This is a genomic window from Micromonospora sp. CA-248260, assembly GCF_050942205.1.
In the GTDB taxonomy this organism is placed as follows: domain Bacteria; phylum Actinomycetota; class Actinomycetes; order Mycobacteriales; family Micromonosporaceae; genus Micromonospora; species Micromonospora antibiotica.
This window is the reverse complement of sequence record NZ_CP192021.1, coordinates 493776-518805: the sequence shown is the minus strand read 5'-3', so window position 1 is coordinate 518805 and position 25030 is coordinate 493776. Positions and strand designations below refer to the sequence as shown.

The window sequence follows — 25030 nt, the reverse complement described above, 5'->3', positions numbered from 1 at the left end:
GAACCACCATGTCCCATGCCCCGCCTGCGCTCGCGAACCCGGGTGCCCTGCCCCGCTCACGACCCCTCGTCATCAGCGCCTGGGCGGTCGCCGTCCTCGTCGCCGTCCAGTTCGCCATGGTGGCCGTCGTCCCAGTGGCGATCGCGCTGGTCACCGTGCTGCGCCGCGACGCCCTCCGCCCGCTACGGTGGTGGGCCGTCGCACTCGGCGCGGCCTACGGCGCGGGTCTGGCGCTCTGGGCGATCGGCCCGGACCGCGCCCCCAGCCTGTCGAAGAACCTCCACCCCGGGCACGAGGTCGTCATCGTCGTCCTCGGCACCGCCCTCGCGGTCGCCTACCACGCCCTGCGCAGACGCCACGGTGCCCGCTGACCGGGCAGCCGTTCGCCCGCGCTGGTCCGGCCGGGCGTTCCCCGGGGGCCTGCGGTCAGGAGGTGCAGAACGGCGCCGGCTGGGTGAGGCCGAGTTTCTTGCAGTCCCACCCGGCACCCTGGTCCTGGTACCGCCAGCCCACCTCGGCCGTGTAGTGGAACAGGTAGCGGATGTCGCCGCCGGACGGGCGCTTCACGTCGGCCGTCGCCCAGGTCTGCACGCACTGCACCTGCGGGGACGCGAAGGACCAGTCCGGTGGCAGTTCGACCAGGCTGCCGAGGGTTTCGACCGACGGACAGTCGGGTTGACCGGGTCCGGCACCACTGGGGGCGGCTGCGGGTGTCGACGCGTCGGGCCGGTGACCGGCGACGAAGGCGACCGTACCGCCGATGGCGAACACCACCGTTGCGGCGGCGACGCCGGTGGCGATGGTCGCCCGCCGCTGCGTCTGCCGCGACCGGCGCAGGGTCCGCTCGTACAGGTCGGCGCTGCCGCCGTGCTCGCTCAGATCAGACATGGCCTGACGCAGCGGCCCGAGGTTGTCGGTCATCAGGCCTCCTCCAACACGGCCGAGAGCAGTTCGGGCGCGATCTGCCGCATCCGGGCCAGTGCCTTACTGGTCTGACTCTTGATCGTGCCGACCGAGCACTGCAACAGATGCGCGGCCTCGGCCTCGCTGCGGTCCTCGAAGAACCGGATCACCAGCACCGCGCGCTGCCGCTGGGTGAGCTGGGCGAGAGCCTGGTGCAGGGCCAGCTTGAGATCGGTCCGGTGGGTGTGGTCGCTGCCGGGCTGCGCCACGTCGGCCAGTTCCCCGGGCAGGGACTCGGCCACCCTGCGTCGCCGCCACCAGCTCACCTGCTGGTGGTACATCGCAGTGCGGGTGTACGCCTCGAAGTGCCCCGGATCGCCCAGCCGCCGCCGGCCCCGATGCGTACGGGCCAGGGCGTCCTGCACCAGATCCTCGGCGAGGTGACGGTCACCGGTCAGCAGGAACGCCGTCCGGAGCAACGCCGGCGAGCGGGTCTGCACGAACTCCCGGAACTGGTCGTCGATCGACTCCGCCATGCCCCGCTCGTGCCCCCTGGTGCCGCACAGGTTGTCAGGGCGCGGCGGCGGTGCTGCCGGCTGACTGTGGCGCACACCGTAGCCAGTGTGCGCCACAGCGCGCAACCGCGACCACTCTGGTCAGTCGGAGATGCAGAACGGGGCCGGCACGGTCAGACCCAGGTCCTTGCAGTCGTAACCGCTGCCCTCGCCGTAGTACTTCCAGCCCGTACCAGCCGTGTGGTGGAACAGGTAGACGCCGTCACCGGCCTTCGGACCCTGCGGCGCGGCCCCCGCCCAGTCCTTCACACACTCGACCTTGCCGAAGGTCATCCCCTTCGGCAGCTCGACCAGGGATTCCAGCATATTCACCGAAGGACACGAGGGACTCGTGGTCGCCGGCTTCGTCGTTGCCGGCTTCGTGGTCGGCTTCTTCGTCGCGGGCGCCGAATCCGAGATGCAGAACGGGGCCGGCACGGTCAGACCCAGGTCCTTGCAGTCGTAACCGCTGCCCTCGCCGTAGTACTTCCAGCCCGTACCAGCGGTGTAGTGGAACAGGTAGACGCCGTCACCGGCCTTCGGACCCTGCGGCGCGGCCCCCGCCCAGTCCTTCACACACTCGACCTTGCCGAAGGTCATCCCCGCCGGCAGCTCGACCAACTTCTGCAAGGTGCTCGCGGAGGGACAGTCGGCACTCTTGACATCCCCGGCCGTCGTGATGTTCACCGTGGACGTCGGGCTCGGGGTGCCACTCGCCGGAGCGGACGCCGTCGAACCGGGACCTGATTCCTCGGTGGCGCCGCAGGCGGTCAGGGCGAACAGAACGGTGACAGCGGGCAGCAGCAGAAGACGACGTGCGGACATATTCGGACCCCTATGGATCGTGGCGATCGTTGCTTACATCCGGGTACATGCGATCCACCGCCCGCAGGTTGCCGCCCCCAGAACTCTTTCTCAGAATTTTCCCGGCGACCCGTACGCCCCGGGCCGGAACCGTGGCCTACCCCCGCTCGCGCAGCGTCCGATCGTCAACCAGGAGCCCGTTGCCCAGCCCGGCCATCCGGGCCCAGAACCGCAGCGAGCGCAGCTTCCCGAGCAGATCCGGGCCGGCGTACGGGGGCCCGAGCGCGCCCGGAGGCAAAGACAGCGGGGTCCACCCGCGCGAGTCCGGCTCACCGCTGAGCCCGCCGGCCGCGAGCACCTCGACCGGCCGGGCGGCGGCTGCCCGGTGCCAGCCGAGCAGCAGCGGCGTGCCGGCGTGGTAGGCCGACGACGCCGGTCACCGTGGCTCACCCCACGGTCCCCGGCGCGGCTGCGGCCCGTACACCTGCTGGGGCTGGTTGGCGGGTGCCGCTCCCCAGCCCGGTAGGACCTGCCCGGCGATCTGGTGCGGGCTGGTCCTCCGGGCCGCCAGCGGCTGTGGCCACGACACGGTCACCTGGCTGGGCTGCCGACTGGCCGGGATGACCGCCTCGACGGCATCGGGCAAGGGTTCCAGTTCGACCGGTGTCATCGACACCCGGGGAAGCGTGATGATCGCCGGATCGACCTCGACCGCCTGCACGACCGAGCACCGGCCCTCGGCCTTGACCAGGATCATCGCGTATTCGGGCAGGTCCTGGAGCACCTGCGGCTCAACGGTGTACTCATACACCCGCTGAACCGATCGGGCGTCGCTCCAATTGGTGCCCTTTGCGAGTGATTCGGTCTGGCTCCAATTCCGGGTCTTGCTCCAGTTGGCACCGCGCTGACTACTGAACGTCAGTGCGCTGCGGCTGGTGGCGGAGGAGCCGCCCTCGGTCTCCGACTCGGAGTACGTATCGGCGAGCGTGTGTGTGTCGTTGCCGCCCAGAGTACGAGTGAGCTGGCTGAGCACGAACCGGTGTCCCTTGCCAATGAAGTCCGCGGCCTGGGTCGCCTCCTGGTGATTGCCGAGCCGCATCAGCGCGACCTCGCCGCCGCCGATGGTGCGCAGCGACTCCTCCCGCAGATGGCCGAAGAACAGCACGAGCCGGATGCCCCGGCGCTCACAGAGAGTGCTGAGCATCTCGATCGAACGGTGATGCACCTCGTCCGCACCGATGATCACCAAGGAACCCGTCGGAGCGGACTCGCGCAGCACCCGTCGTGCCAACCACTGCACCAGCAGGTCCTTGAGCAACTCGTTCTGGGCGTTACGACCGCCGCTGTCGGCGATCAGACAGGTCAGATCGGCGTTCCCGGCGTCGCCCGGCTCGGCACCCATCACCTCCAACGGATGCAGCAATGCCTCGATGCGGCGCAACTGCTGGTACATCTGCCGACGGCTGCCGCCCGACCGGAGGTCGAGCAGTCGGGCGGTCTCCTGCGGAGTGAGCGCGTCCTGCACCGGCCGATCGGTAAGCACCCGCAGCGCGGCCAGCAGCCGAGCCATGCCGAGATTCGGTGCCAGCACACCGCACAGCTCGCGCAGCAGCATCGAGTCCTGCGACCGGTCGGCCCGGCTGGGCCCCTGCGCATCGCCGTACATCGCCTCTACCAGGCAATCGACCAGCTCGTCCGGTTTCAGCCCACCGACCAGATCGAGTTGGGCGAGCTGGGACGGCAGCCGGTACTCCTGCACGGTGCGGTCGGTCGTGACGCCGAGCTGCATGAGTTCGCCGCAGAGCGCCTCACCGGTGAAGTCGACCAGGGTCATGCCGCCACGGGTGGCGAGCAACGATCCACCGAACACGGTCAACACCGCTTCCCAGCCATACATCGTGCCCCCGATGATGTCGACCCGTCGGGTACTCGCTGCCGGAGTGACGGCCGACCACTCGCACATGGCGTCGACCTTCCGCCGTTGCTGCATGTCGTGCCTCCGGCGTCGCCCGTCCCACGCGGCGTACGCCTGGTGGTACTCGTGCTGGGCCTGCTGCCGGGCGGTCTCGATCGAACTGCGCGCGATCAAGGGCGCCATTCCGGCGATCACCGCCCCGCCGATGCCGCCGATGCTCACGAGGGTGGCCAGGAAGCTGTACACCCAACCGCCGCCGTCGTCGTCGCTGCCGGCGCTGCCCATGGACACGACACCGCCGCAGCACACCAGCAGGCCGGCCAGGCCGAAGCCCACGCAGATCGAGATCAGGATCCCCTTCGTGGCCCACCGTTCGGCCCGCATCAGTCGCTCGTACAGGTGAGCCGGTACCCGACGGGGTGGTGGCGGCGGTTCGGGATAGCGGCGCAGGTAGAGGTTCCGATCGTTGAAGATCCATCCCAGGCGTTCGCCAGGGGTGGCGAGCTGCGGCAACGGATCAGGATACGAAACAATTTCGGCCATCGCTGCGGCTGCTGCTTTCCGAGGGAGGATGCTGACTGGTGGAGAAGTCAACCAAGGACCAAACGAATTGAAAAGAGGGCACCCCGGCTTTGCCGCACGTGTCGTCGGCGGATCCGCAGCGCCCAGGAGCGCGGCGAGTTCGACTGACGGTTACCGTTCGACCGAATGTCGACCGGAAGCGATGCTCTCGGTAGGCTGCACCGTTTTCACCATATCGTCGGCCATAGCAGCAGGCACAGTTCCGGCTGCCAGGCGGGAGGATGAGGCGCATAGACAGGCGTCAGCTCGCGACCGTGGTCACGGCGCTGCTGGCGGTGCTGTTGGCGCTCGGCGCAGCGAACGGTGATGGCCAACGCGGCGAGCAGCACCTGGTCGACGGCTCGCTCCCTCGTCCGGCGCAATCAGCAGCCCGAGATGCGGCTGCCCGCGAGGCGCTGACTACAGTGCCGGGGCACCGGCCGGCTGGACCGCGACCCGGAGCGGCCCCACACCTTCACCGGGAATGGCTTCGAGAACAGGCAGAGACCGGCGACCATGCGCCCGGGCTGCGGGGGGGGACCGGCGTGAAGCCGCAGCAGCGAATCGATGGGTGGCTGGTTTCCGGGGGAGGCGAAACGGACCGGAAGATACAGGGATCTGACGATCACCGGTAGGCGTTTGCGGGGGATTCAGGGGCGATTCACAACCGTATCGACGAAGATGCGGCCCTGGCCAGCGCTGATACCGACCGGGGCCACTGTAGTCTGCGGGTTGCCCGGTGGGGAAGAAGACCTTCTCGACCTGGTGCTCCGGCACGAGCCCGCACCGGCATCCAGCCGCCTCGCCGGCGGGGTTTCGGGGGCGGTTCGACACTACATCGATGATAATGCGGCCCTGACCAGCGAACTCGCCGATCAGGGCCGCTCTCTGAGCCGCCTGACGGAATCGAACCGTCGACCTACGCATTACGAGTGCGTCGCTCTAGCCGACTGAGCTAAGGCGGCAACGATCATCGAGTATACGGTACGGTCCCCGACGGAACCGAGAGGGTTCCGGCGTCGGGTGACCCGGACATCATGGGACATCGGTGTCGTGCGGGACGACTAGGCTGCTCCGGTGAGCGACGACCACGCCACCCCCGACGGCCACGCCACCCCCGACGGCCACGCCACTTCCGGCGGCCCCACCACCCCCGACGGCGGTGGACAGAGCGTCGACGACCGTGCTTCGGCCGGTCCCGCCCCCGTCGACGCCCCGGCGGACCGCGCCGCACCGCACCCGACCGTCGATCCGGACGCCGAGCACGCTCCCGGTGAGCGGGCCGTCCGCAGGCCACGGGGCACCGATCCGGTGGAGCTGGGTTTCACTCCCCGTAAGCCGGTCCCCTGGCTCGCGCCGTTCCTGTTGATCAGCACCGGCATCCGTACCCTGCTGGCGATGCTCTTCGGGGCGTACCTCGACAAACGGGAGTTGCAGAACGCGCTCGACGCGCGGATCGGCGCGCAGGTCGGCCCGGACGGTGGGCTGTGGCTGGACTACGTGGCCGACCTGGGCGACGGCTTCGACGCCACCTACTCGGTGGCGTACCTGCTGGCCCAGCCGGAGCTGACGGTCGACGGGCACCGGCTGCCCCGGGCGCAGACCCTGGTGATGGGGGGCGACCAGGTCTACCCGTCGGCGGCCTACGAGGCGTACGAGGACCGGTGCAAGGGGCCGTACCAGGCGGCGCTGCCGGTGGCCCCGCCGCAGCGGCCGACGCTGTTCGCCGTGCCCGGCAATCATGACTGGTACGACGGGCTGACCGCGTTCCTGCGGCTGTTCGTCCGCTCCCGGGACCGCAACTTCGGCGGCTGGGGCACCGGCCAGTCCCGGTCGTACTTCGCGGTGGAACTGCCGGCCGGGTGGTGGCTGCTCGGCCTCGACGACCAGTCGGGGTCCTACCTGGACGACCCGCAGCTGTCGTACTTCGACGAGGTGGCCCGCCGGCTCGGCCCCGACTCCCGGGTGATCCTGGCGGTGCCGGCACCGACCTGGGTGAAGTCCGTCGACCATCCCACCGCGTACGACTCGATCGACTACTTCGTCCGGACGATCATCGCGCCCACCGGCGCGCACGTGCGGCTGCTGGTCTCCGGCGACCTGCACCACTACGCCCGGTACGCCGGCCCGGAACGACAGTTGATCACCTGCGGCGGGGGCGGCGCGTACCTGTACCCGACGCACACCCTGCCCGAGCGGATCGAGGTGCCCCCGAAGGACACCCTGTCCCGCCGGGCCAGCCGCACCCGGGCGTACGACCTGGTGGCCCGGTTCCCCGACGCGGCCCGCTCCCGCCGCTACGGCTGGGGGATCTTCCACCGGCTGCCCCGGCGCAACCCGGGTTTCGGGACCCTGCTCGGCACCCTGCACACGCTGCTGATGCTCGCCATGGCCGGGGTCACGGCCAACCGGACCGGCACCGAGCAGCGGCTGCTCAGCGTCCCGCTGGTGATCATGTTGGCGGTGACGCTGCTCAGCGCGGCGTTCTTCGCCCAGCCGCCCAGCGCCAGCGGGAAACGGCACGTCCGGCACTGGCTGCTCGGCATCGGTCACGGGCTGGCGCACGTGGCGCTCGCGGTCGCCGGCACCTGGGTCTGGCTGCACCTGCCGTTCTACCACTGGCCGTGGCCGCTGCCGGCAGTCGCCGCCGCCGTGGTCTACGGCCCGGTGATCGGGCTGGTCGCCACCCAGGTGGTGGCCGCATACCTGCTGGTGGCGGGCACCTTCGGGGTCAACGTCAACGAACTCTTCGCCGGGCAGGGCATCGAGGACTCGAAGTCGTTCCTGCGGATGCGCATCGACCCGGACGGCACGCTGACCGTCTATCCGATCGCCGTCGACCGGGTCTGCCACGACTGGCAGCTCAACCCCGACCAGTCCCCCACCGCCTCCTGGCTGACCCCCCGCACTCCGCTGACCCCCCACCTGGCCGAACCCCCGATCACCCTCACCTGACTCCCCACCCACCACGCGCCACCCGCCGGCCCGCCGCCCTCCCCCCGCCCGCCCGCCCGCCGATGTTGATCAAGAGGTTTGCGTCACCAGGCGCGATCAAACTGACGTAAACCTCTTGATCAACCCCGATCAGAGGGGGGTGGAGGCGGGGCGGGCGGGGCGGGCGGGGCGGGCGGGGAGGTCAGGGAGTGGATCATGGATTTGAGGGCGTGGAAGGCGGCTGAGCGTTCGGCCTCGGTCATGCCGGAGAGCATTCTGACCTCGACCGAGCGGACGGCGGCGGTCGCCTGGTCCAGGCTGCGTCGACCGCTCGGCGTGAGCCGCGCGGGCAGCGCCTTGCCCACGGGAGCCTCGGCGGGCCTGGTCACGTAGCCCTCCCGTTCCAGGTTCTGGAGCAGGACGTTCATCGTCTGCCGGGTCACGAACGCCCCCCGCGCGAGCTCGGAGTTCGACAGGCCCGGTCGCTGCGCCAGCAGTTCGAGGCAGGCGTAGTGCGTCACACCCATCCCGAGCGGGCGGAGCACCTCCTCCATCGCCGCCCGCAGGGCGCTCGACGCCTCTTTCAGCAGGTAGCCCAGGGACGTGTTCAGGTCGATGCCGGCATCACCTTGACTCATGTCAGGATTCTGACATAGGTTGAGCCGTGTCAGGAACCTGACATGAAAGAAGGAGTACCACCATGCCCGTCACCGGCCCCGACTTCATCTCGCTCCAGGCACGCGACCTCGCCGCCTCACAGGCGTTCTACGAGCACTATCTCGGCCTCATCCGCTCGCCGGCCGGGCCCCCGCACGCCGTCGTCTTCGCGACCAAGCCGATCGCGTTCGCCCTGCGCGACGTCGTCACCGGCACCGATCTCGACTCCGTCGCCCAGCCCGGCATCGGTGCCGCGATCTGGCTACACGCCACGGACGTGCAGGCCATCCACGACACGCTCGTCACCGACGGGCACACCATCGTCTCCGCACCTGTCGACGGCCCCTTCGGCCGGACGTTCACCTTCGCCGACCCCGACGGCTACCAGGTCACCCTGCACGACCGCGCCTGAGGTGCCGGCCCTGGCGGTAAGCGGCCCGGGCACACGCACGCGGGGCACGTCGATCAGCGCGTCGCCGCCTCCGGGCCGGACAGGTCACGGCTCTCGTAGGCGCTGCGGGACCCGCAGACGTCGGCACGGGAACACATGGAGCGCGAGCCGTCGGCGTCCAACCGGACGGTCACCGCGTCCCGGGGGACGCTGTGGCCGACCACCCGGCCCTCCCCCTCGGGTGTGGTGACCCGGCTGCCGACCGCCGGGGCGGACTCGGTGAACCTGGCATAGAGCGGGTGCTCGTACTTGAGGCAGCACATCAGCCGGCCACAGGCCCCGGAGATCCGCAGCGGGTTCAACGGGAGGTCCTGGTCCTTGGCCATCCGGATGGTCACCGGCTCGAAGTCGTTGAGGAAGGTGGCGCAGCACAGGTCCCGGCCGCAGGAGCCGATGCCACCCTGCACCCGGGCGGAGTCACGGGCGGAGAGCTGCCGCAGCTCCACCCGGCAGTGCAGGGTCGCACCCAGGTCCCGGACCAGGGAGCGGAAGTCCACCCGGTGCGGGGCGGTGAAGTAGACCGTCGTCCGGTCCCCGGTGCCCTCGGTGGCGGCGAGGACGTGGTCCACCGCGACCACCTTCATCGGCAGGCCGTGCTCCCGGATCAGCCGCTTCGCCGCCACCTTCGCCTCCGCCTTACGCCGCCGCAGCAACTCGTCGCGGCGCAGGTCGTCGTCGCCGGCCAGCCCGGCCAGCTTCGGGAAACCGTCGGTCTCCTCGGTGACCCACTGCGCCGCCCAGACGCACTCCGCCACCTCGGGGCCGTCGTCGGTGGGGACGAGCACCCGGTCACCGACCTGCGGACGGAACTCCCCCGGGTCGAGGTAGTAGAGCCGCCCGTACCGGTTGAAGCTGACCGCGCAGAGCATGCCCATGACATCAGCCTACGACGGATCGGCGGGACCCGGTCGGGTGCGGCGGGCGGGCATCCCGCCGGGGAGTCGACCCGGTCACGGTCAGCCGATCCGCAGCGGGCCGCCGTGGTACGACGGACCGCCGGCCGACCGCCAGGTCGACTCGGCCAGGCTGGGTGACCACTGGCGCAGCAGCGTCTCCGCCCCGTCGTAGGCCACCCCGAGCACCGCGAGCACCCGGGTGGCGATCTCGGCCGCCGCCCCGGACCCGACGGCGGGCCCGGCACCGGAGGCGGTCGCCGCCCGGACCCGGACCGCCTCGGTGGAGCCGAGCACCTCGGCCAGCACCCGGGCCACCGCCAACCGGCTGCCCTCCACCCAGTCGGCCAACGCGTCGGCGTAACCGGCGGTGGACTCCAAGCGGCCCACCAGGCTCTCCGGCCCCTCGTCCAGATGGCGCAGCAGGGCGGTACGGGCCTCGTCGTAGGACGACCCGGCCGGGCCGGACCAGATCCCCGGGTCGGTGAGGGCGGCGCACGCGTCGTCGTACCCCCGGATGAGCCGGCGCACGGCGTGGCCGGCGGTCGCCAGTGGCGCGGGGTGCAGGTCGAGGAAGGCGCGCAGGGCCTCCCCCGGCAGCAGCTGCATCCGGCGCAGCAACGGCCAGACGGGGTGCCCCTCGGGGGCCCCGGCGGCGAGCAGCGTGTCGACCCGGGCGAGCAGGTCGAGGCCCGGCTCGGCGAGGCGGTCCAGCGGGTCCATCACGCCTCCCCGCCCAGCCGGCGGCGGGCGGCGTCGTCGGCGGTGGCGTAGCGGTCGGCGGCGCTGCGGACGGCCGACGCGGCGGCGGCCAACCGGGCGGCGGCGGCACCCGCCTCGCGGGCCCGGCCGTCGGTGGCGGCGGTCCACTGCCGGTGCAGGGCCCGTCCGACCTCACCGGGGCGACCGGCGGCGTGCGCACCGAACGCCGGATGCGGCGGGTCACTCACCGTGACCGTGCGGGAGAGCGCGGCGAGGGTGGCGCTGGCCTCGTCAAGGCGGGCAGCGAGGGCACGCAGGGCGTCCACCTCAGGCCCCCGCGAGCGGGCGGTAGGCGGTGAAGGTCTCGTTGTGCAGCTTCTCCCGGGCCCACTGGGCGGCGTCGGCGGCGGCCGTGACGACGGCCTGCACCGAACCGGCCACGTCCCGGGGGTGGCGGTTGTGCAGCGGCCCGAGGAAACGCACGTCGGTGATCCGGCCCCCGGCGGTCACCACCACCTCGACCAGCCCGTCGGGCGAGCGGACGGTCACCTCGACGGTGTCGACCGCCCGGTCGAACTCGGCCTGGAGGGACTCGATCCGGCGGTACCGCCGCACCGCCTCCTCGATCCACGCCTCGTCGATCTCGCCGCGCGGCATCCGATCTCCCCCCAGGTAGACCTCACCCTGCGTGCCACCACGATCACTGCGGCCCACCGGGACCGTACCGCACCCCGTCAACACGTGTCGATGGGCGGAAACGGGGGTCAGCCGCGCCAGAGGGAGAGCATCATCGCCTCCACGGCGATGCGGGGTTTCACGTTCGCCTCGATCGCCGCCCGGCACTCCAGCACCGCCTCCAACCGGCGCAGCGAGCCCTCGGGGGCCCATTTCTGCCCGCCCGCCTCGGCCAACGTCGCGGTGTCGGTGTGCACCGGGGCGACCGGCGCGCGCAACGCCGAGGTGAGCGCGTCCCGGTAGAAACCGGCCAGGTCCACCAGGGCCCGGTCCAGGGCGTCCCGCTGGGCCCGGGTGGCCCGGGACTTCTGCCGCTTCTCCAGGTCCTTGAGCTGGCCGGCGGAGCCACGGGTCGCGCCCGCCGCGCCCCGGCCGGTGCCGCCCGCGCCCAGCGCGGTCTGCAACGCGGCCCGCTCGGCCGCGTCGGATTCCGCCACCGAAGCCGCCGCCTCCGCCTCGGCCGCCTCGATCAGCGCCGACGCCGCGTCGAGCGCGGTGCCCACCCCGGTCAGCCGGCGCGGCACCGCCAGCACCGCGTCCCGGCGCTGGCGTGCCTCGGGATCGCGGGCCAACCGTCGGGCCCGCCCCACGTGCCCCTGCGCGGCAGCGGCGGCCCACTGCGCCACGTCGGGCGTGACGCCGTCCCGCCGGACCAGCACCTCGGCGACCGCCGCCGCCGAGGGCTGCCGCAGCGGTACGACCCGACAGCGCGACCGGATCGTCACCGAGACGTCCTCCGGGTGGGTGGACGGGGCGCAGAGCAGGAAGACCGTGCGGGGCGGTGGCTCCTCGACCGCCTTGAGCAACGCGTTGCCGGCCGCCTCGGTGAGCCGGTCGGCGTCCTCGATGATCACCACCTGCCAGCGCCCGCCGGACGGGGTGCTCGCTGCCCGCAGCACCAGGGCGCGCATCTCGCCGACGCCGATGGAGAGCCCTTCGGGGGCCACCAGCCGGACGTCGGCGTGGGTGCCGGTGAGCGTGGTGTGGCAGCCGGGGCAACTGCCGCAGCCGGTGCCGTGCACGCACTGGAGGGCGGCGGCGAAGGCCCGGGCGGCCACCGAGCGACCCGAGCCGGGCGGGCCGGTGAAGATCCAGGCGTGGGTCATCCCGGCCGCCGGGTCGACGGGCGGGGGGGTCCCCCCGGCGGTGGCCCCCTCGTCGGCCTCGGCCAGGGCGGCCAGGTCGTCGTCCGGGTCACCGGTGGGGGTGGGCAGGTGGGCGGTGCGCAGCACGGCGGCGGCCGACGCGGCGGCCCGGCGCAGGGTGTCGACCGCGTCGGCCTGACCGACCAGGTCGGCGAAGACGTCCGACATCAGGTGCGGTGCTCCATCCCCACCAGCTCAGAGTCGGATAACTCGGGCTGCACCGAGGTGTCCGGCCCGTGCGCCGGGCGGGGATGCACGATGCCGGCCGGGTCCACCAGCAGCTCCTGCACCCGGCGGGCGACCAGGCGGGCGATCTCGTCGACCGGGCGGGCCCCGTCGAGCACCAGGTAACGCTTCGGGTCGTTGGCCGCGAGGTCGAGGAAGGCGTACCGGACCCGCTCGTGGAAGGCGACCGACTCCGCCTCCAGCCGGTCGGTCCCCCGGTTACGGGCCGCCGCCCGGGACAGGCCGGTGCGCGGATCGACGTCGAGCAGCACCACCAGGTCGGGCTTGAGCCCGCCGGTGGCCCACGAGGAGAGCCAGGAGACCTCGTCGACCGGCAGCGTACGACCGGCACCCTGGTAGGCCAGGGACGAGTCGACGTACCGGTCGCTGATCACCACCGCACCCCGGATCAGGGCGGGTCGGACCACGGTGGCGACGTGGTGGGCCCGGTCGGCGGCGTACAGCAGCGCCTCGGCGCGCGGGGACGGGGCGTCCGCGCCGGAGTCCTCCAGCACCAGGGCCCGGATCCGCTCACCCACGGCCGTGGCACCCGGCTCGCGGGTCACCACCACGTCGCGGCCCTGCTCACGCAGGCGGGTGGCGAGCGTTTCCAGCTGGGTGGACTTGCCGGCCCCCTCGCCGCCCTCGAAGACCACGAAGAGCCCGTTGGAGACGAACGGCTCGGCCGGCATCAGTGGCCGGCCGCGCATCGAACCCCACAGGTCGGCCAGGACCGGCACGCCCTTCTTGTCGTCCATCTGGCCGAACGCGCTGATCCCGGCGAAGATGCCGGCCAGGCCGGCGGCGAGCAGCAGCAGTCGGGTGGACGAGACCGAGATGCCGAGGTCGGCGATGGTCAGCTGGCGTGAGCCGCCGACCCCGACCAGCAGGCTGCTCAGGGCGATGGCCAGGATCAGCACCAGCCGGGTGCCGATCTGCACCACGGCGAAGACCCGGCCGCGTACCTCGTCGGCGACCTCGCCGCCGAGCAGCGTGGTGCCGGCGAGGAAGGCCATGCCGGCACCCGCGCCGACCATGATCGCACCGAGGATGGCCATCGACAGGTGGATGGCGAAGGCCAGCACCAGCACGGACGCGCTGGCCAGCACGATGCTCATGCCGAACCAGCGGCGGCGGGACATGTCCCGCACGATCATCGGGCCGAGCCCGATGCCGACCGCCAGCCCGATGAAGATCGCGCCGAACAGCATGTAGAAGGCGGCGTCGCCGGCGCCCAGCGAGGCGGCGAAGAACTTGGCGGTGCCGATCACGATGCCGCCGCCGGCGAACGCGCCGAAGATCCCCAGCACCAGGCCCCGGACCAGCGGGGTCTGGCCGATGAACTTCCAGCCCTCGGTGAACTGGCTGAACATGCCCTGCTCGGCGCGCTCACCCCGCTCCCGGGCCTGGGCCTGGCTGATCTCCTTGATGCCGAAGGCCACCACCAGCGCGGTGGCCAGCCGGGAGAAGGCGTTGAACCAGAGGGCGAGCTGGGCCGGCTCGGCCCAGCCGGGCATCTCCCCGCCGGTGATCCCCCGCACGCTGCGGTCCAGCACCGCCAGTCCGATCGCGGCGGCGACCGGGGTCAGGCCGTACGTGGTGATCAGGGTGAGCTGGTTGGCCGTCTCCAGCCGGGCGCGCGGGATGAGGTTGGGGACCGCGGCCTCCTTGGCCGGAATCCAGAGCAGGGTGATCGACTCGATGAGGAAGGTGGCGATCGCCGCCCAGGTGACGACCACGCCGCCCCGGACGCCGAGCAGCGCGACCAGCGGGATCGAGGCGAAGAGCACGAACCGCAGCAGGTCGCAGATGACCATCGTCCAGCGCCTGTCGAACCGGTCGGCGAGCACGCCGGCCACCGGCCCGAGCACCAGCGCCGGGAGCAGCCGGATCGCGATCACGCCACCGAACACGGCGCCCTGGGCGGTGCTGCCGGACACCTGTGCGGCGGCGAAGACCGAGGTGGCGAGCAGGCCGAGCCAGTCGCCGAAGGAGGCCGCGCCGAGGACGATCCAGAGCCGCCGGAACGGCCTGATGCGCAGCACGGAACGGATCGCCGCCGCCCCGGACCGGTCGGTCGGGGCGGTGCCGCCGGGCGGTGGGCCGGATGACGACGCGCCGGACGACTCGCCGTGCTGCTGGCTTTCGATGGCCGTACCTCCACGTGCCGGCCCAACGCTGGGCAGTCCCGGTGGAACACTCTAGACCCGGTGGGGGCCTCCCCACCGGCGACATTCTCCTGCTCGCCGAGCCTAGGCCGCGAACGCCACCGACCGCAGCCCGGTAGGACGTGAGGGTATTTCGCATTGCCGTCCGGACAGTTAGCGTGCATTCGTGGCCATCGACAGCGACACCCTGCGCGAACGCCTCGACAAGGCGACCGCCCACCTCGACCCGCCCTACGCCGTGGTGGACCTCACCGCCTACGACGCCAACGCCGCCGCGCTGGCCGCCCGCAGCGCGGGCAAACCGGTCCGCGCCGCCAGCAAGTCGATCCGGGCCCGCGACCTGCTCACCCGGGCGCTGCGGCAACCCGGCTGGTCCGGTGTGATGGCGTTCACCGTTCCCGAGGCGAACTGGCTGGTCCGCTCCGGTGTCACCGACGACGCGCTGGTGGCGTACCCGAGCGCCGACCGGGGGGCGCTCGCCGAGCTGGCCGCCGACCCGCAGCTCGTCGCGGCGGTCACCCTCATGATCGACAGCACCGAGCAACTGGACCTGATCGACGTCGTGTGCCCACCGGGCAGCCGCCCCGAGCTGCGGGTCTGCCTCGACCTGGACGCCTCCTGGCGACCGCTGCGCGGGCGGGTGCACGTCGGAGTACGCCGCTCGCCGGTGCACAGCGCCCGGGCGGCCGGCGCGCTGGCCGCCGCCGTCGCCCGCCGACCCGGCTTCCGGTTGGTCGGCCTGATGTCGTACGAGGCACAGATCGCCGGCCTCGGGGACGCCCCGCCCGGACAGGCCGCGCTCAGCGCCGCGATCCGGATCGCCCAGCGCGGGTCGTACCGGGAGCTGCTGGCCCGCCGGGGTGCGGCGGTCGCCGCCGTCCGGGAACACGCCGACCTGGAGTTCGTCAACGGCGGCGGCACCGGCAGCGTGGCCGCCACCAGCGCCGACCCCGCGGTCACCGAGGTCACCGCCGGATCGGGGCTGTACGGGCCGACGCTGTTCGACGCCTACCGGGCCTGGCGGCCGACCCCGGCGGCGTTCTTCGCCTGCACGGTGGTCCGCCGGCCGACGCCGGAGATCGCCACCGTGCTGGGCGGGGGCTGGATCGCCTCCGGACCCGCCGCCACGAGCCGGCTGCCCCGGCCGTGGCTGCCGGCCGGGCTGGCGCTGGTCGGCAGCGAGGGCGCGGGCGAGGTACAGACCCCGCTGACCGGTGCCGCCGCAGCCGGGCTGCGGATCGGCGACCGGGTGTGGTTCCGGCACGCCAAGGCGGGTGAACTCTGCGAGCGGGTCAACGAGCTGCACCTGGTCGACGGCGACACGGTCGTCGACACGGTGCCCACCTACCGGGGGGAGGGCCACGCCTTCCTCTGACCGTCGCGCGCCCCTCGCCCGACGCCGGGCCGTTCCCCGGTCCGCGGCGGGCGGGGCGGTCAGGGCTGGGCGACGGGCGGGGTGGGGGCCTCGACGTGCCGGTGCAGGTATTCGCGGATGAGCGCCTTGGCCTCGGCCAGGACCCGCTCGTCGCCCTCCTGCTTGCGGCGGAACGCCAGCTTGATCAGGGCGTCCGCGGCCTCGACTGCGATCTCCAGGCAGAACCGCAGGCGCGGCTCGTCGACCATGCCGAACCGTTCGGTGAGCACCCGGGCCAACTGGTCGGCGATCACGCCGTTGTTGTCCCGCTGCTCGTCGAGCAGGTGCAGGTCGACGACGTCGCCGAAGTGCAGGGTGCGGAACCCCGGGACGGTGCGGTGCATCGAGATGTACTCGTCGATGCCCGCGTCGACGCCGTCCCACCAGTGGGTCAGGTCGTCGGAGGCGAACCGCTCGTCGAGGCGCTGGAGGTAGGACTCCATGGTGCGCAGGGTCAACGCCTGCACGATCGCCCGCTTGTCCGGGAAGAACTGGTAGACCGACCCGATCGCCACCTCGGCCCGCTCGGCGAGCAACGTGGTGGTCAACCCCTCGTACCCCACCTCGTCGACGAGTTCGGCACAGGCGTCCAACATCCGTTGGACGCGCGCGACACTTCGACCCTGCACCGGAACGCGGCGCAGCGGCCCGGTCGTGGCGGCTGGTGTGGACACTCGACGCCACCCCCCTTCGACGGAAGAACATATCCACATGTCACGAGACCGTGACTACCGGTACAACGAGCGGACCTCGATTGCGGTATTTACCAGGCACAACGTTCCTGATATGAAGGCAGTTCACATTCATGTCGAGGAGCGCCGATGGCCGGTACCGCCACCGCCTGGTCCAACTGGGCGGGCAACCAACACAGCGTCGCCACCGCCATCCTGCGCCCTACCACCGTCGAGGACATAGCCGAGGCGGTCCTGGACGTGGCGGGCGCAGGTGAGCGGATCAGAGTGGTCGGCAGCGGCCACTCGTTCACCCCCATCGCCGTGTCCGACGGGCGGCGGATGGAGCTGTCCGCCCTGCGGACCGAAGTCCGGGTCGACCGGGCGGCCCGACTGGTCACCGTCCCCGCCGGGACCACCCTGCGGGCGCTCAACGCGCTGCTCGCCGGGCACGGCCTGGCCATGCCCAACCTGGGCGACATCGACGCGCAGACCATCGCCGGGGCGATCTCCACCGGCACCCACGGCACCGGTGCCGCGTACGGCTGCCTGTCCACCTTCGTCGAGGCGCTCACCCTGGTCACCGGCACCGGCGAGGTGCTGCGCTGCTCGGCCGAGGAACACCCGGAGATCTTCGCCGCCGCCCGGGTCGGCCTGGGAGCGCTCGGCGTGCTCGCCGAGGTCACCCTGCGCTGCGTCGACGCGTTCACCCTGCGCGCACACGAACGCCCCGCCCCGCTCGACGAGGTGCTGGGCGACCTGTCCGGTCTCATCGGCCGGCACGACCACGTCGAGTTCTACTGGTTCCCGTACACCGACCGGGTGCAGCTCAAGACCAACGACCGGGTGCCGGCCGACGACCGGCCGCTGCCGCGCTGGCGGGGCTGGCTGGACGACGAACTCCTCGCCAACACGGTCTTCGCCGGGGCCTGCCGGCTGGGCCGCGCCGTGCCGCCGCTGGTCCCCACCATCAGCGCGGTGTCCGCGCGGGCACTGACCGAGCGCACCTACACCGGCCGCTCCGACACCGTCTTCTGCACCCCGCGCCGGGTCCGCTTCGTCGAGATGGAGTACGGCATCCCGCGCGCCGCCCTGCCGCAGGCGCTGGCGGAGCTGCGCCGCATCGTCGACCGGCTGCCGTTCAAGGTGCTCTTCCCGGTCGAGGTGCGGTTCACCGCCGCCGACGACATCTGGCTGTCCCACGGCTACGGGCGTGACTCGGCCTACCTCGCCGTCCACCAGTACGTCGGCATGCCGTACGAGCCGTACTTCCGGGCCTTCGAGGAGGTCGCTGCCGGGCTGGGCGGCCGACCCCACTGGGGCAAGCTGCACTACCGGGACGCGGCGTCCCTGGCGACCGCGTACCCGAGATTCGCCGACTTCCAGGACCTCCGCGCCCGACTCGACCCCGGCCGGGTCCTCACCAACCCCCACCTCGACCACATCCTCGGCGAGTGACCCACCCGCCGCCAGGGGTGACGACGACGGCGGGAACGGCACGGTAGCCTGCCTGCGATGCCCCGAATCTCCACCCGCCGTAACGGTCTCCTGGCGTGCTGCGCGGCCCTGTCGCTGTGGCTCGTCGCGTGTGGCGAGCCACCCGACGAGCCCACCGCCGCCCCGCCCGCCCCGGCAGCCCCGGCAGCCCCGGACACGGTGGTGACCGACTTCGTCAGCCGGCTCAAGCCGACCGATCCCTACCGCGACCCGGACCCGACGGAACGGCAGACGGCCCGTCGGGCGGTGACACTGTTGGTGACCGGGGACCAGTCGGGGCTGCCGGAGGCGAGCGGGCTGCTGGCCAAGCTGGGCTTCACCGCCAGCAGGGGCCGCGATCCGCAGACCGGGCGCGACTACGCGCTGTTCGTCACCGGGGCCGGCGCGGAGCGGCCCTGGGGCCTGATCATGGTGGACCTGTCCCAGCCGGTACGGCTCGCCGTCGAGGTGCCCCACCCCAACTCGGACCTGCACACGGAGGACATCGGACTGCGGCTGTTCCGGGCGACGCCGGGCAGCATCATGCTGGTCGCCGGCGCACACCGCCGGGCCGGCGACGGGCGGGCGGACGCGGCGCACAACTCCCAGGGCCTGTTCCAACTGGCCAGCGAGCGGTTCGCCCGCAACCGGATCAACCAGATCCAACTGCACGGCTTCGCCGAGCAGAGCCTCCCCGGCGAGGAGATGGTGGTCTCCAACGGGCAGAAGCGCTCCACCCCCGCCCTGCGCCGCACGGCCGACGCGCTGGACACCGCCGGCTTCGTCGCCTGCCGGGCCTGGACCAGCAGGTGCGGTGAGTTGGAGGGCACCACCAACACCCAGGCCGAGGCGGCCCGCAAGCAGGGCGCGGTCTTCGTCCATCTGGAGATCACCTGGGCGGTACGCCGTGCCGAGGACCGTCGGGCGGACCTGGTGGCGGCACTGGTGGCCGCCGACCTTCCCCGCCGCTGACACCCACCGGCCCGCAGCCCCGGCACCCGAGAACGCCACCCCCGCGTTGCCGGCCGGCCGGGGTCAGACCCGGCGTGCCGACAGGAACCGGCCCGACCAGTAGCCCGGCCCGTCCAGCAGCGACTCACCGCCGAAGTCACCGAACGTCGGACCGTCCGCCTTGACCCGGCTGGAGAAGAACCGGTGGTGACCGGCATCGTCGACACCGAGATAGATGCCGGAGTGCTCGATGCTCGGGCCGGCGTTCGCCCCGTGGTTGAAGAAGACCAGGTCACCCTCCTGGAGGACGCCGTAGTCCCGGGCCGCCCGACCGGTGTTCGGGATCAGCAACGCGCCGGGGCCGAAACCGGCCATCGCGTACGCCCGGCGGGGCAGTCCGGCACCCTTGGTGTTGGTGCCCCGCAACGGGTACTTCATCCGGTAGCCGTAGACCATCCGGATGAAACCCGAGCAGTCCAGGCTGCGGAAGTGGTCCTTGGCCGGCCGCTCGTGCTTGCCGTCCGGGAAGTCCCACTCCACACCGAGGTAGTCGTAGAAGTCGGAGTTCTCGGCACGACCGTCCGGGTCCGCCGCCGAGAGTGGGCCGAAGGAGGCGTCACCGGCGAACTGGCGGCCCTTGGCGTCCTTACGGGCGGGCGCGTCGTCCAGGTAGTCCATCGCGATGGCGAGGGCGTCCGGGCTGTCGTCCCCCACCGCCTTGTCCAGCCACGGCCGGAACCATGCCGCCTTCTCCTCACCGGCCTTCCACGGGGTCGGGGCGAGCCGGATCCAGGCGTCGGTGGTCACCGACGACTTCGTGAAGCGGGGCTCGGTGAAGGTCCGCTCGGGGCCGGCGACGCGTACCGTGCGGGCCTTGTCGGTGAACACCGCCAGCACCCGCCCGGCCGCGTCGCGGACCTGGGTCCGCGACGGTTTGCCCAGCCGGGTGAAGGTCAGCTCGGCGGACTCGACCGACGCCGCGCCCGGGCCGGCCGCGCTGCCCGGCGGGGCGGTCGACGCGGACCGGTCGGGACGGAGCGCCACGACGACGATCACACCCGCGGCGATCAGGACGACGGCCAGCGTCGCCCAGATCCCGTTCCTGCTCTGTGACACGGGGGATGCCTGCTTCCGTAGTCTCGGCTCAACTCACCGGCACCAGGCCGGCCAGGATGCCACTGAAGATGATCAGGTACGAACCCACGGAGACCGCCCCGGTGGCCAGGATCGTCGCCAGCGGCGGTTGACGGACCAGCTGGTAGGCGATCAGGCCAGGTGCCACGAAGCCGAGGGTCTGGTGCGAGAACAGCAGCGGGAAGTCCTGCTGGATGACCAGGAAGAGGGTGGTCTGGAGCAGCACGCTGAGCAGCACGATCGCCGCGAACAGCCGCTTGCCGTAAAGGATGACCACCCGCTGCATGACCCGGGTGAGTCCCCAGGTCACCCCGGTCATCGCGACGATCACCAGCACCTGGCGGTACTCCTCGACCAGGGCCAGCGCCAGCCAACCCGGCGTGATCATGCCACCGGGGGAGAGATTGGTGGTGAGGTAGCAGGCCAGCGCGAGGACCAGCCCGACGCCCAGGCAGAGCGTGGACAGCTCGGGCGTCAGTTCTCCGTTGATCATGAGGAACTCCGGTAGAAAGACGGCCGTCGATGCGACGACTGCGGATCGGGATCGGGTGGTGTCGCAGCGGTGCCGTCGGCCGGTGGCCGGCGGCTCCGGTCCCGGCGCGGATCGTGGTCCACCGGGGCCTGCTCCGGGGGCCCGCCCACCGGCCGGCCGCGCCGGGTCGGCGGCTCCTGCTCCACCAGGCCGAACGGGTCCCGCTGGCCCGGAGACTGGGCGTGGTACCGGTCCAACTGCTCGGGGGCCAGCGCGGCGTACCGGTCCGGACGCCCGGGGGCGGGCACGCCGGGGCGTTCCGGCCCGTCGTACGGTCGGGCCGTCGGGGGGCCGGGCCACGGCGCCGGGGGCGCGAGGGGCACGGGGGTGCCGGGGGCGCGGGAGGGTTGCCGTACGTCGTCGCCGGCCGCCGGGAGGCACCGGAGGCCGGTCCGGGCGGCGAGTCGCCCCCCGGTGCGCCGTACCGACGGGCAGGGGCCTCGCCGACTGGCCGAACACTCGGACCCGGCGGCACGACACGAGCAGGCGGACCCGCCGGCACCGCACGCACAGCCGGACCCGGCGGCACCGCACGCACAGCCGGACCCGACGGCACCACACGAGCAGGCGGACCCGGCGGCACGACACGAGCAGCCGGACCCGGCGGCACCGCACGAGCAGGTGGCTCCTGGGATACGGGACGGTCCAGACGGCTGAGCTGCGCGAGCAGGATCTCGCCCTGACCGTGGATGTTGCCGATCGCCAGCACCGAGGCGAACCCGTCGATGCTGCCGAGCACCCCGTCGAGCAGTTCCTCGGCCCCGATCCGACCGCCCAGGTCGACCACCCGGCCCTGCCAGCTCTCCTCGATCTTGACGCGGGCGCTCCGGGTCGGCTCACCGATCAGGACGACCTTGTCCGGGTCGATCCGGGAGACCAGCGCGCCCATCTGGCCGTTCCGCTCCACCCGGTCCGGCCGACAGTTGATCAGCACGTGCAGTGGTCGGGGGATCGACCCCTGTTCCTGCAACTGCTTGATGTTCATGAACGTCGACTCGGGGTCGTTGGCGGCGAAGATGTTCGCGAACCGCAGCGACGTGCCGTCCCGGCGGTACTCCTCGACGCTGAGCACCCCCGGATCGGGGGGTGCCGTCCACATACCGGTCAGGGCGGCCTCCCGGGGCACCCCGAGCAGTTCGGCCACCTTGAGGGCGATGGCCACGTTCTCCTTGAACGTGGTCCAGGTGAAGCCCGCCATCTCGTCGTCGGTGACCGATTCGGGGTCGACCGGGATCAGCTTGCAGGACCGCTTGTCCGCCTCCGCCTGCAGGATGTGCAGCCGGTCGGACTCGGCGGTGACGCAGATCCCGCCGACCGGCATGGACCGGCTCAGCGAACGGGCCACGTCGTCCAGGGTCGGCCCCATCTCGGCGAGGTGGTCCTCCCGGACGTTGCAGAGGATGCCGATGGTGGACTGGATCAGCTTGGTCTGGTTCAGCTCCTGCAACGGCGGCATGACCGCCATGCACTCGATCACCAACGCGTCCGGGTAGTAGGCGGCGGCCCGGCGGACGATGCCGATCTGCTCCACCACGTTGGCGATGCCGAACTTGCGGTAGACCGGCTCTTCGCTGGCGTCCGGGAAGATGAACCGGGCCGCCGTGCCGGTCGTCTTGGCCACCACGACCAGCCGGCCACCACGCAGCGCACCGGCGGTGAGCCGGGTGATCGAACTCTTGCCCCGGATGCCGTTGACGAGCACCCGCTGCGGGATGCGGTGCAGGCTGCGGTGATGGTTGCGCTGCTCGATGATGCCGCCCGCCAGCAATCCGAGGCACGCGAGGAGAAACACCAGATAGAGGAAGAGCATCTCAGTCACCCCTGCGGGACGACCGGACACCACGGCTACCCGCCTTCCGTCGTGGCGGGACCTTCGTCATGATCGCCGTGGGCATGCCCTCGGTGCCGCGCAGTCGTGCCGCACCCCCGAGCCGCTGCTCGCCGTGGACCGCCGCCTGACGACACACCTCCAGGCAGACCGCCACCGCGCCGATGTCGTCGTGCCAGCGCGGTGAGATCACCCGGCTGCTGTCCCCACCGGCGAGCGCCGCCGCCTCCCGGGACAGGTTGCGCAACGGCCGGAGTTGGAAGAAGTAGTACCAGCTGAACAGCAGCAGGCCGATGCCCGCCGCGACGACCGCGACCAGGAGCGCGCCCTGACGCATCTCGTTGCCGGGCAGCGCGTAGTCGGTGACCGGGCGCTCGGCCACCACCGTCCACTCCAGGTGCGCCGCCGAGCCCTCCAGCGCGACCGGCGCGGTGATCAACAGCTCACGGTCACCGTCGACCTCCGCCACCCGGGCGTACGGCTTCCCGCTGAGCGCCTCCGCCGCCGCGGTGCGCACCTGCCGGCTGGAGACCTGCTCGAAGGCGAGGTAGCCGGCCGAATCCAGGATGTCCCGCTGGTCCACGTCGACCACCCGCAGTCGCCCGTCGACCCGCTCCAACAGCCGGGTCAGGTAACGCACGTCGAACTCGGCGACCAGCGACCGCCCGTCCGCCAGCTGCGTGTACGCGTAGACGATCGGCAGTCGGCCCTGCACGTCGTGCAGCACCACACCGCCCTCCCCCGGCAACGGACCACCGGGTCGCAGCGGGGTCCGGCCCACGCTGGTGACCACACCGCCGTTCGCCGACATGAGGTAGCCGCTGCGGAACCTGCGGTTGTCGTCGAGCAGGCGGTCGAGCGCCCGGCGCAGCTGGCCGGTGCCGGCGGTGCGGTTGTCCGCGCCGACCAGGGCGAGCTTGGTGTAGCCACCGTCCAGGGTGTCGTCGACCGCGCCGGCCACGGCGGCGACCTGGTTCTCCGAGTCCCGCACCACCTGGGCCGGGAGGTCGTCCTCGTGGGGGGCGAGGGTGGCCAGGATCCCGCCTGCGGCCAACAGCACCGCGACGACCGCCGTGACGACCGCAAGACCTGCCGGTACGCCGCCGGTCGGGTCGTCCGGGCCGCGCCCCGCCGGGGTCGCGTGCTGCTGGGCGGCGAGCGTGCCGAACGCCGAGGCGATCCGGTTGACCTGGGCGTTCGCCGTCCTCGGCGGCCCCTGCGTGGGGTTGCCCGAGGCCACCGCCTTGGCGTGGACGAGGAGCAGCCGCATCGGCCGGACCAGTCCGAACTGGAGGATCAGCAGCACCGCACCGGCACCCACCAGTAGGACGAGCGCGGCCAGCAGGGGCTCCCGGGTGACCGCAGCGGCGGTGACCGGGACGTACACCAGGGAGACCACCACGACACCGACCTTGCCGACGGCGTCGGCGGTGGCCACCGGGGCGATCGGCGCGGCCGGGTCCCGGTCGACCGGGCCGGCGGCCGGTGCGCCGGTGCGGGTGGCGGTGGACCCCCCGGACGTCGCGCCCACCGCGCCGGTGATCAGCCCGTCCAGCGCGGGATCGGCCGGTACGGGTGCCCCCTGCACGAGGGACCGCCCACCTCCGGGCACGGCGATCAGGACGGCCTGCTTCGCCTTCGGGTCCAGCCGGAGGGTACGGATGTGCAGGTTCAGCTCGGCGACGAGCAACCGCCCGTCGGACAGCGGTTCGACCAGGAGCAGCCGGGGGTCGTTGCCCTCGACCACCGGCAGGGCGATCCGGCCGGCGGCGGTGCCGGGGGGCAGCGCCACCGGTTGACCGACAGCAGCCACAGTGGACTTTCCGGCCGCGTCGAGGACGCCGACGCCCCGCCACTTCGGTTGGTCTCTGGTGAGTGCGGCGAGTTGGGTGGCCGCCCCGGCCGGCCGCGCGTCGTAGGCGCCTGCCGTGCGGGCCAACTCCTCCCGGCTACGGGCGACCGAGCTGTCGAGGCCACGGGCGACCGCCCTGACGAAGTCCCGCTGCGAGTCGGTCACGGCCCGGGGCACGCCGGCCTCGCTGTCGCGGCCCAGGTAGGCGAAGGCGAAGACGGCGAGCAGGGTGAGCAGCAGGGCGGCCACCAGCGCCGGCGTACCGACCCCGGTCAGCAGACGGGGCTGCGGAAGCTGTTTCTCCAGGCTGATCAGACGCCAACGGGCCAACTCTCCCTGCCCGTCCCCGGGGCGGTGGAGGCCCGCCCGCACCGGCGGTGGCGGATGGTTCATCCACGCACCCACAGTAGACAGTCGTCACCCATGTAACCGTTCCTCCCCGTGGACCAGCCGGCGTGCGAGGCTAACAGCGCTCACCGCCCGCCGGATGGCGCGATTCGCCAACTATCGAGCGAATCGGATATT

General features: G+C 72.2%; 21 protein-coding genes, 1 tRNA gene and 1 pseudogene. 6 read left to right on the top strand and 17 right to left on the bottom strand.

What is annotated here, in order from left to right; translation table 11 throughout:
• Positions 1-8 precede the first annotated feature (8 nt).
• The gene (locus ACQP2H_RS02470; protein WP_208565579.1) at positions 9-371 is read left to right on the top strand and encodes a hypothetical protein; all 363 of its coding nucleotides are present in this window, start codon (positions 9-11) and stop codon (positions 369-371) included.
• Positions 372-426: 55 nt separating this feature from the next.
• Here the strand turns inward: ACQP2H_RS02470 and ACQP2H_RS02465 are convergent, their stop codons facing one another.
• The 5 genes from ACQP2H_RS02465 to ACQP2H_RS02445 form a co-directional block, all read right to left on the bottom strand.
• Positions 427-921: a hypothetical protein gene (locus ACQP2H_RS02465; protein WP_219466010.1), complete on the bottom strand. Its 495-nt coding sequence runs from the start codon at positions 919-921 to the stop codon at positions 427-429.
• Positions 921-1439 (bottom strand): SigE family RNA polymerase sigma factor, encoded by a 519-nt coding sequence (locus ACQP2H_RS02460; protein WP_219466008.1) that lies wholly within the window; start codon positions 1437-1439, stop codon positions 921-923. The genes ACQP2H_RS02465 and ACQP2H_RS02460 overlap by 1 nt, the downstream gene beginning before the upstream one ends.
• A 120-nt stretch (positions 1440-1559) precedes the next feature.
• Positions 1560-2078, bottom strand: a complete 519-nt coding sequence (locus ACQP2H_RS02455; protein ID WP_433230801.1) for a hypothetical protein — start codon at positions 2076-2078, stop codon at positions 1560-1562.
• A 619-nt stretch (positions 2079-2697) separates the two neighbouring features.
• Complete coding sequence (locus ACQP2H_RS02450) at positions 2698-4719, bottom strand: hypothetical protein (RefSeq protein WP_433230798.1); 2022 nt, start codon at positions 4717-4719, stop codon at positions 2698-2700.
• A gap of 909 nt (positions 4720-5628) precedes the next feature.
• Positions 5629-5702 (bottom strand) — tRNA-Thr (locus ACQP2H_RS02445).
• A 112-nt stretch (positions 5703-5814) separates the two neighbouring features.
• Between ACQP2H_RS02445 and ACQP2H_RS02440 the strand changes: the two genes are divergently transcribed.
• The gene (locus ACQP2H_RS02440) at positions 5815-7692 is read left to right on the top strand and encodes a metallophosphoesterase family protein (protein WP_433230796.1); all 1878 of its coding nucleotides are present in this window, start codon (positions 5815-5817) and stop codon (positions 7690-7692) included.
• A 119-nt stretch (positions 7693-7811) separates the two neighbouring features.
• On the opposite strand, the gene ACQP2H_RS02435 is transcribed toward ACQP2H_RS02440, so the two are convergent.
• Positions 7812-8309 carry a MarR family winged helix-turn-helix transcriptional regulator gene (locus ACQP2H_RS02435; RefSeq protein ID WP_433230794.1) on the bottom strand — a complete coding sequence of 166 codons (498 nt, stop codon included), beginning with the start codon at positions 8307-8309 and terminating at the stop codon, positions 7812-7814.
• Between the two features lie 62 nt (positions 8310-8371).
• Between ACQP2H_RS02435 and ACQP2H_RS02430 the strand changes: the two genes are divergently transcribed.
• Positions 8372-8740: a VOC family protein gene (locus ACQP2H_RS02430; protein ID WP_433230791.1), complete on the top strand. Its 369-nt coding sequence runs from the start codon at positions 8372-8374 to the stop codon at positions 8738-8740.
• A gap of 53 nt (positions 8741-8793) precedes the next feature.
• Here the strand turns inward: ACQP2H_RS02430 and ACQP2H_RS02425 are convergent, their stop codons facing one another.
• The 6 genes from ACQP2H_RS02425 to tmk form a co-directional block, all read right to left on the bottom strand.
• Positions 8794-9654, bottom strand: a complete 861-nt coding sequence (locus tag ACQP2H_RS02425; RefSeq protein ID WP_433230789.1) for a PSP1 domain-containing protein — start codon at positions 9652-9654, stop codon at positions 8794-8796.
• Between the two features lie 81 nt (positions 9655-9735).
• The gene (locus ACQP2H_RS02420) at positions 9736-10395 is read right to left on the bottom strand and encodes a hypothetical protein (protein WP_357533097.1); all 660 of its coding nucleotides are present in this window, start codon (positions 10393-10395) and stop codon (positions 9736-9738) included.
• Entirely contained in the window at positions 10395-10700 is a 306-nt protein-coding gene (locus ACQP2H_RS02415; RefSeq protein WP_208565570.1) for a hypothetical protein, read from the bottom strand. The genes ACQP2H_RS02420 and ACQP2H_RS02415 overlap by 1 nt, the downstream gene beginning before the upstream one ends.
• Before the next feature lies 1 nt (position 10701).
• A complete protein-coding gene (locus tag ACQP2H_RS02410; RefSeq protein ID WP_219465994.1) occupies positions 10702-11031 on the bottom strand; it encodes a YbaB/EbfC family nucleoid-associated protein in 330 nt (109 codons plus the stop codon).
• A 107-nt stretch (positions 11032-11138) separates the two neighbouring features.
• Complete coding sequence (locus ACQP2H_RS02405) at positions 11139-12422, bottom strand: DNA polymerase III subunit delta' (RefSeq protein ID WP_208565568.1); 1284 nt, start codon at positions 12420-12422, stop codon at positions 11139-11141.
• Positions 12422-14524: a dTMP kinase gene (gene tmk / locus ACQP2H_RS02400; RefSeq protein WP_208565567.1), complete on the bottom strand. Its 2103-nt coding sequence runs from the start codon at positions 14522-14524 to the stop codon at positions 12422-12424. Before tmk ends, ACQP2H_RS02405 begins: the two co-directional genes overlap by 1 nt.
• Before the next feature lie 289 nt (positions 14525-14813).
• On the opposite strand from tmk, the gene ACQP2H_RS02395 reads away from it, so the two are divergent.
• Positions 14814-16022, top strand: coding sequence for an amino acid deaminase/aldolase (locus tag ACQP2H_RS02395; protein ID WP_219465991.1), 1209 nt, complete (start codon positions 14814-14816; stop codon positions 16020-16022).
• 59 nt (positions 16023-16081) lie between these two features.
• Here ACQP2H_RS02395 and ACQP2H_RS02390 read toward each other — a convergent pair whose 3' ends face one another.
• Entirely contained in the window at positions 16082-16657 is a 576-nt protein-coding gene (locus tag ACQP2H_RS02390; protein WP_208565565.1) for a TetR/AcrR family transcriptional regulator, read from the bottom strand.
• 225 nt (positions 16658-16882) lie between these two features.
• Here ACQP2H_RS02390 and ACQP2H_RS02385 point away from each other — a divergent pair, with 225 nt between their 5' ends.
• Both ACQP2H_RS02385 and ACQP2H_RS02380 read left to right on the top strand, forming a co-directional pair.
• A complete protein-coding gene (locus tag ACQP2H_RS02385; protein WP_219465989.1) occupies positions 16883-18190 on the top strand; it encodes a D-arabinono-1,4-lactone oxidase in 1308 nt (435 codons plus the stop codon).
• A 57-nt stretch (positions 18191-18247) separates the two neighbouring features.
• On the top strand, positions 18248-19180 hold the full coding sequence (locus ACQP2H_RS02380) for a hypothetical protein (RefSeq protein ID WP_433230782.1): 933 nt from the start codon (positions 18248-18250) through the stop codon (positions 19178-19180).
• Between the two features lie 63 nt (positions 19181-19243).
• Here ACQP2H_RS02380 and ACQP2H_RS02375 read toward each other — a convergent pair whose 3' ends face one another.
• From ACQP2H_RS02375 to ACQP2H_RS02360, 4 genes and pseudogenes are all read right to left on the bottom strand, one after another.
• Entirely contained in the window at positions 19244-20275 is a 1032-nt protein-coding gene (locus tag ACQP2H_RS02375) for an NlpC/P60 family protein (RefSeq protein ID WP_219465974.1), read from the bottom strand.
• 28 nt (positions 20276-20303) lie between these two features.
• Entirely contained in the window at positions 20304-20786 is a 483-nt protein-coding gene (locus ACQP2H_RS02370) for a poly-gamma-glutamate biosynthesis protein PgsC/CapC (RefSeq protein ID WP_208565561.1), read from the bottom strand.
• Between the two features lie 760 nt (positions 20787-21546).
• Positions 21547-22635 (bottom strand): annotated as a pseudogene (pgsB, locus tag ACQP2H_RS02365) (poly-gamma-glutamate synthase PgsB); the annotation flags it as partial.
• A gap of 1 nt (position 22636) precedes the next feature.
• Positions 22637-24898: a hypothetical protein gene (locus tag ACQP2H_RS02360; protein ID WP_433230778.1), complete on the bottom strand. Its 2262-nt coding sequence runs from the start codon at positions 24896-24898 to the stop codon at positions 22637-22639.
• Positions 24899-25030: the final 132 nt, after the last annotated feature.

What these genes read in the sequence shown, in the direction of transcription:
- ACQP2H_RS02470 (WP_208565579.1), top strand. Translation starts at nt 9, where the DNA reads ATGTCCCATGCCCCGCCTGCGCTCGCGAACCCGGGTGCCCTGCCCCGC.
- ACQP2H_RS02465 (WP_219466010.1), bottom strand. Translation starts at nt 921, where the DNA reads ATGACCGACAACCTCGGGCCGCTGCGTCAGGCCATGTCTGATCTGAGC.
- ACQP2H_RS02460 (WP_219466008.1), bottom strand. Translation starts at nt 1,439, where the DNA reads ATGGCGGAGTCGATCGACGACCAGTTCCGGGAGTTCGTGCAGACCCGC.
- ACQP2H_RS02450 (WP_433230798.1), bottom strand. Translation starts at nt 4,719, where the DNA reads ATGGCCGAAATTGTTTCGTATCCTGATCCGTTGCCGCAGCTCGCCACC.
- ACQP2H_RS02435 (WP_433230794.1), bottom strand. Translation starts at nt 8,309, where the DNA reads ATGAGTCAAGGTGATGCCGGCATCGACCTGAACACGTCCCTGGGCTAC.
- ACQP2H_RS02430 (WP_433230791.1), top strand. Translation starts at nt 8,372, where the DNA reads ATGCCCGTCACCGGCCCCGACTTCATCTCGCTCCAGGCACGCGACCTC.
- ACQP2H_RS02425 (WP_433230789.1), bottom strand. Translation starts at nt 9,654, where the DNA reads ATGGGCATGCTCTGCGCGGTCAGCTTCAACCGGTACGGGCGGCTCTAC.
- ACQP2H_RS02420 (WP_357533097.1), bottom strand. Translation starts at nt 10,395, where the DNA reads ATGGACCCGCTGGACCGCCTCGCCGAGCCGGGCCTCGACCTGCTCGCC.
- ACQP2H_RS02410 (WP_219465994.1), bottom strand. Translation starts at nt 11,031, where the DNA reads ATGCCGCGCGGCGAGATCGACGAGGCGTGGATCGAGGAGGCGGTGCGG.
- ACQP2H_RS02405 (WP_208565568.1), bottom strand. Translation starts at nt 12,422, where the DNA reads ATGTCGGACGTCTTCGCCGACCTGGTCGGTCAGGCCGACGCGGTCGAC.
- ACQP2H_RS02390 (WP_208565565.1), bottom strand. Translation starts at nt 16,657, where the DNA reads ATGTTGGACGCCTGTGCCGAACTCGTCGACGAGGTGGGGTACGAGGGG.
- ACQP2H_RS02385 (WP_219465989.1), top strand. Translation starts at nt 16,883, where the DNA reads ATGGCCGGTACCGCCACCGCCTGGTCCAACTGGGCGGGCAACCAACAC.
- ACQP2H_RS02380 (WP_433230782.1), top strand. Translation starts at nt 18,248, where the DNA reads ATGCCCCGAATCTCCACCCGCCGTAACGGTCTCCTGGCGTGCTGCGCG.
- ACQP2H_RS02370 (WP_208565561.1), bottom strand. Translation starts at nt 20,786, where the DNA reads ATGATCAACGGAGAACTGACGCCCGAGCTGTCCACGCTCTGCCTGGGC.
- ACQP2H_RS02360 (WP_433230778.1), bottom strand. Translation starts at nt 24,898, where the DNA reads ATGAACCATCCGCCACCGCCGGTGCGGGCGGGCCTCCACCGCCCCGGG.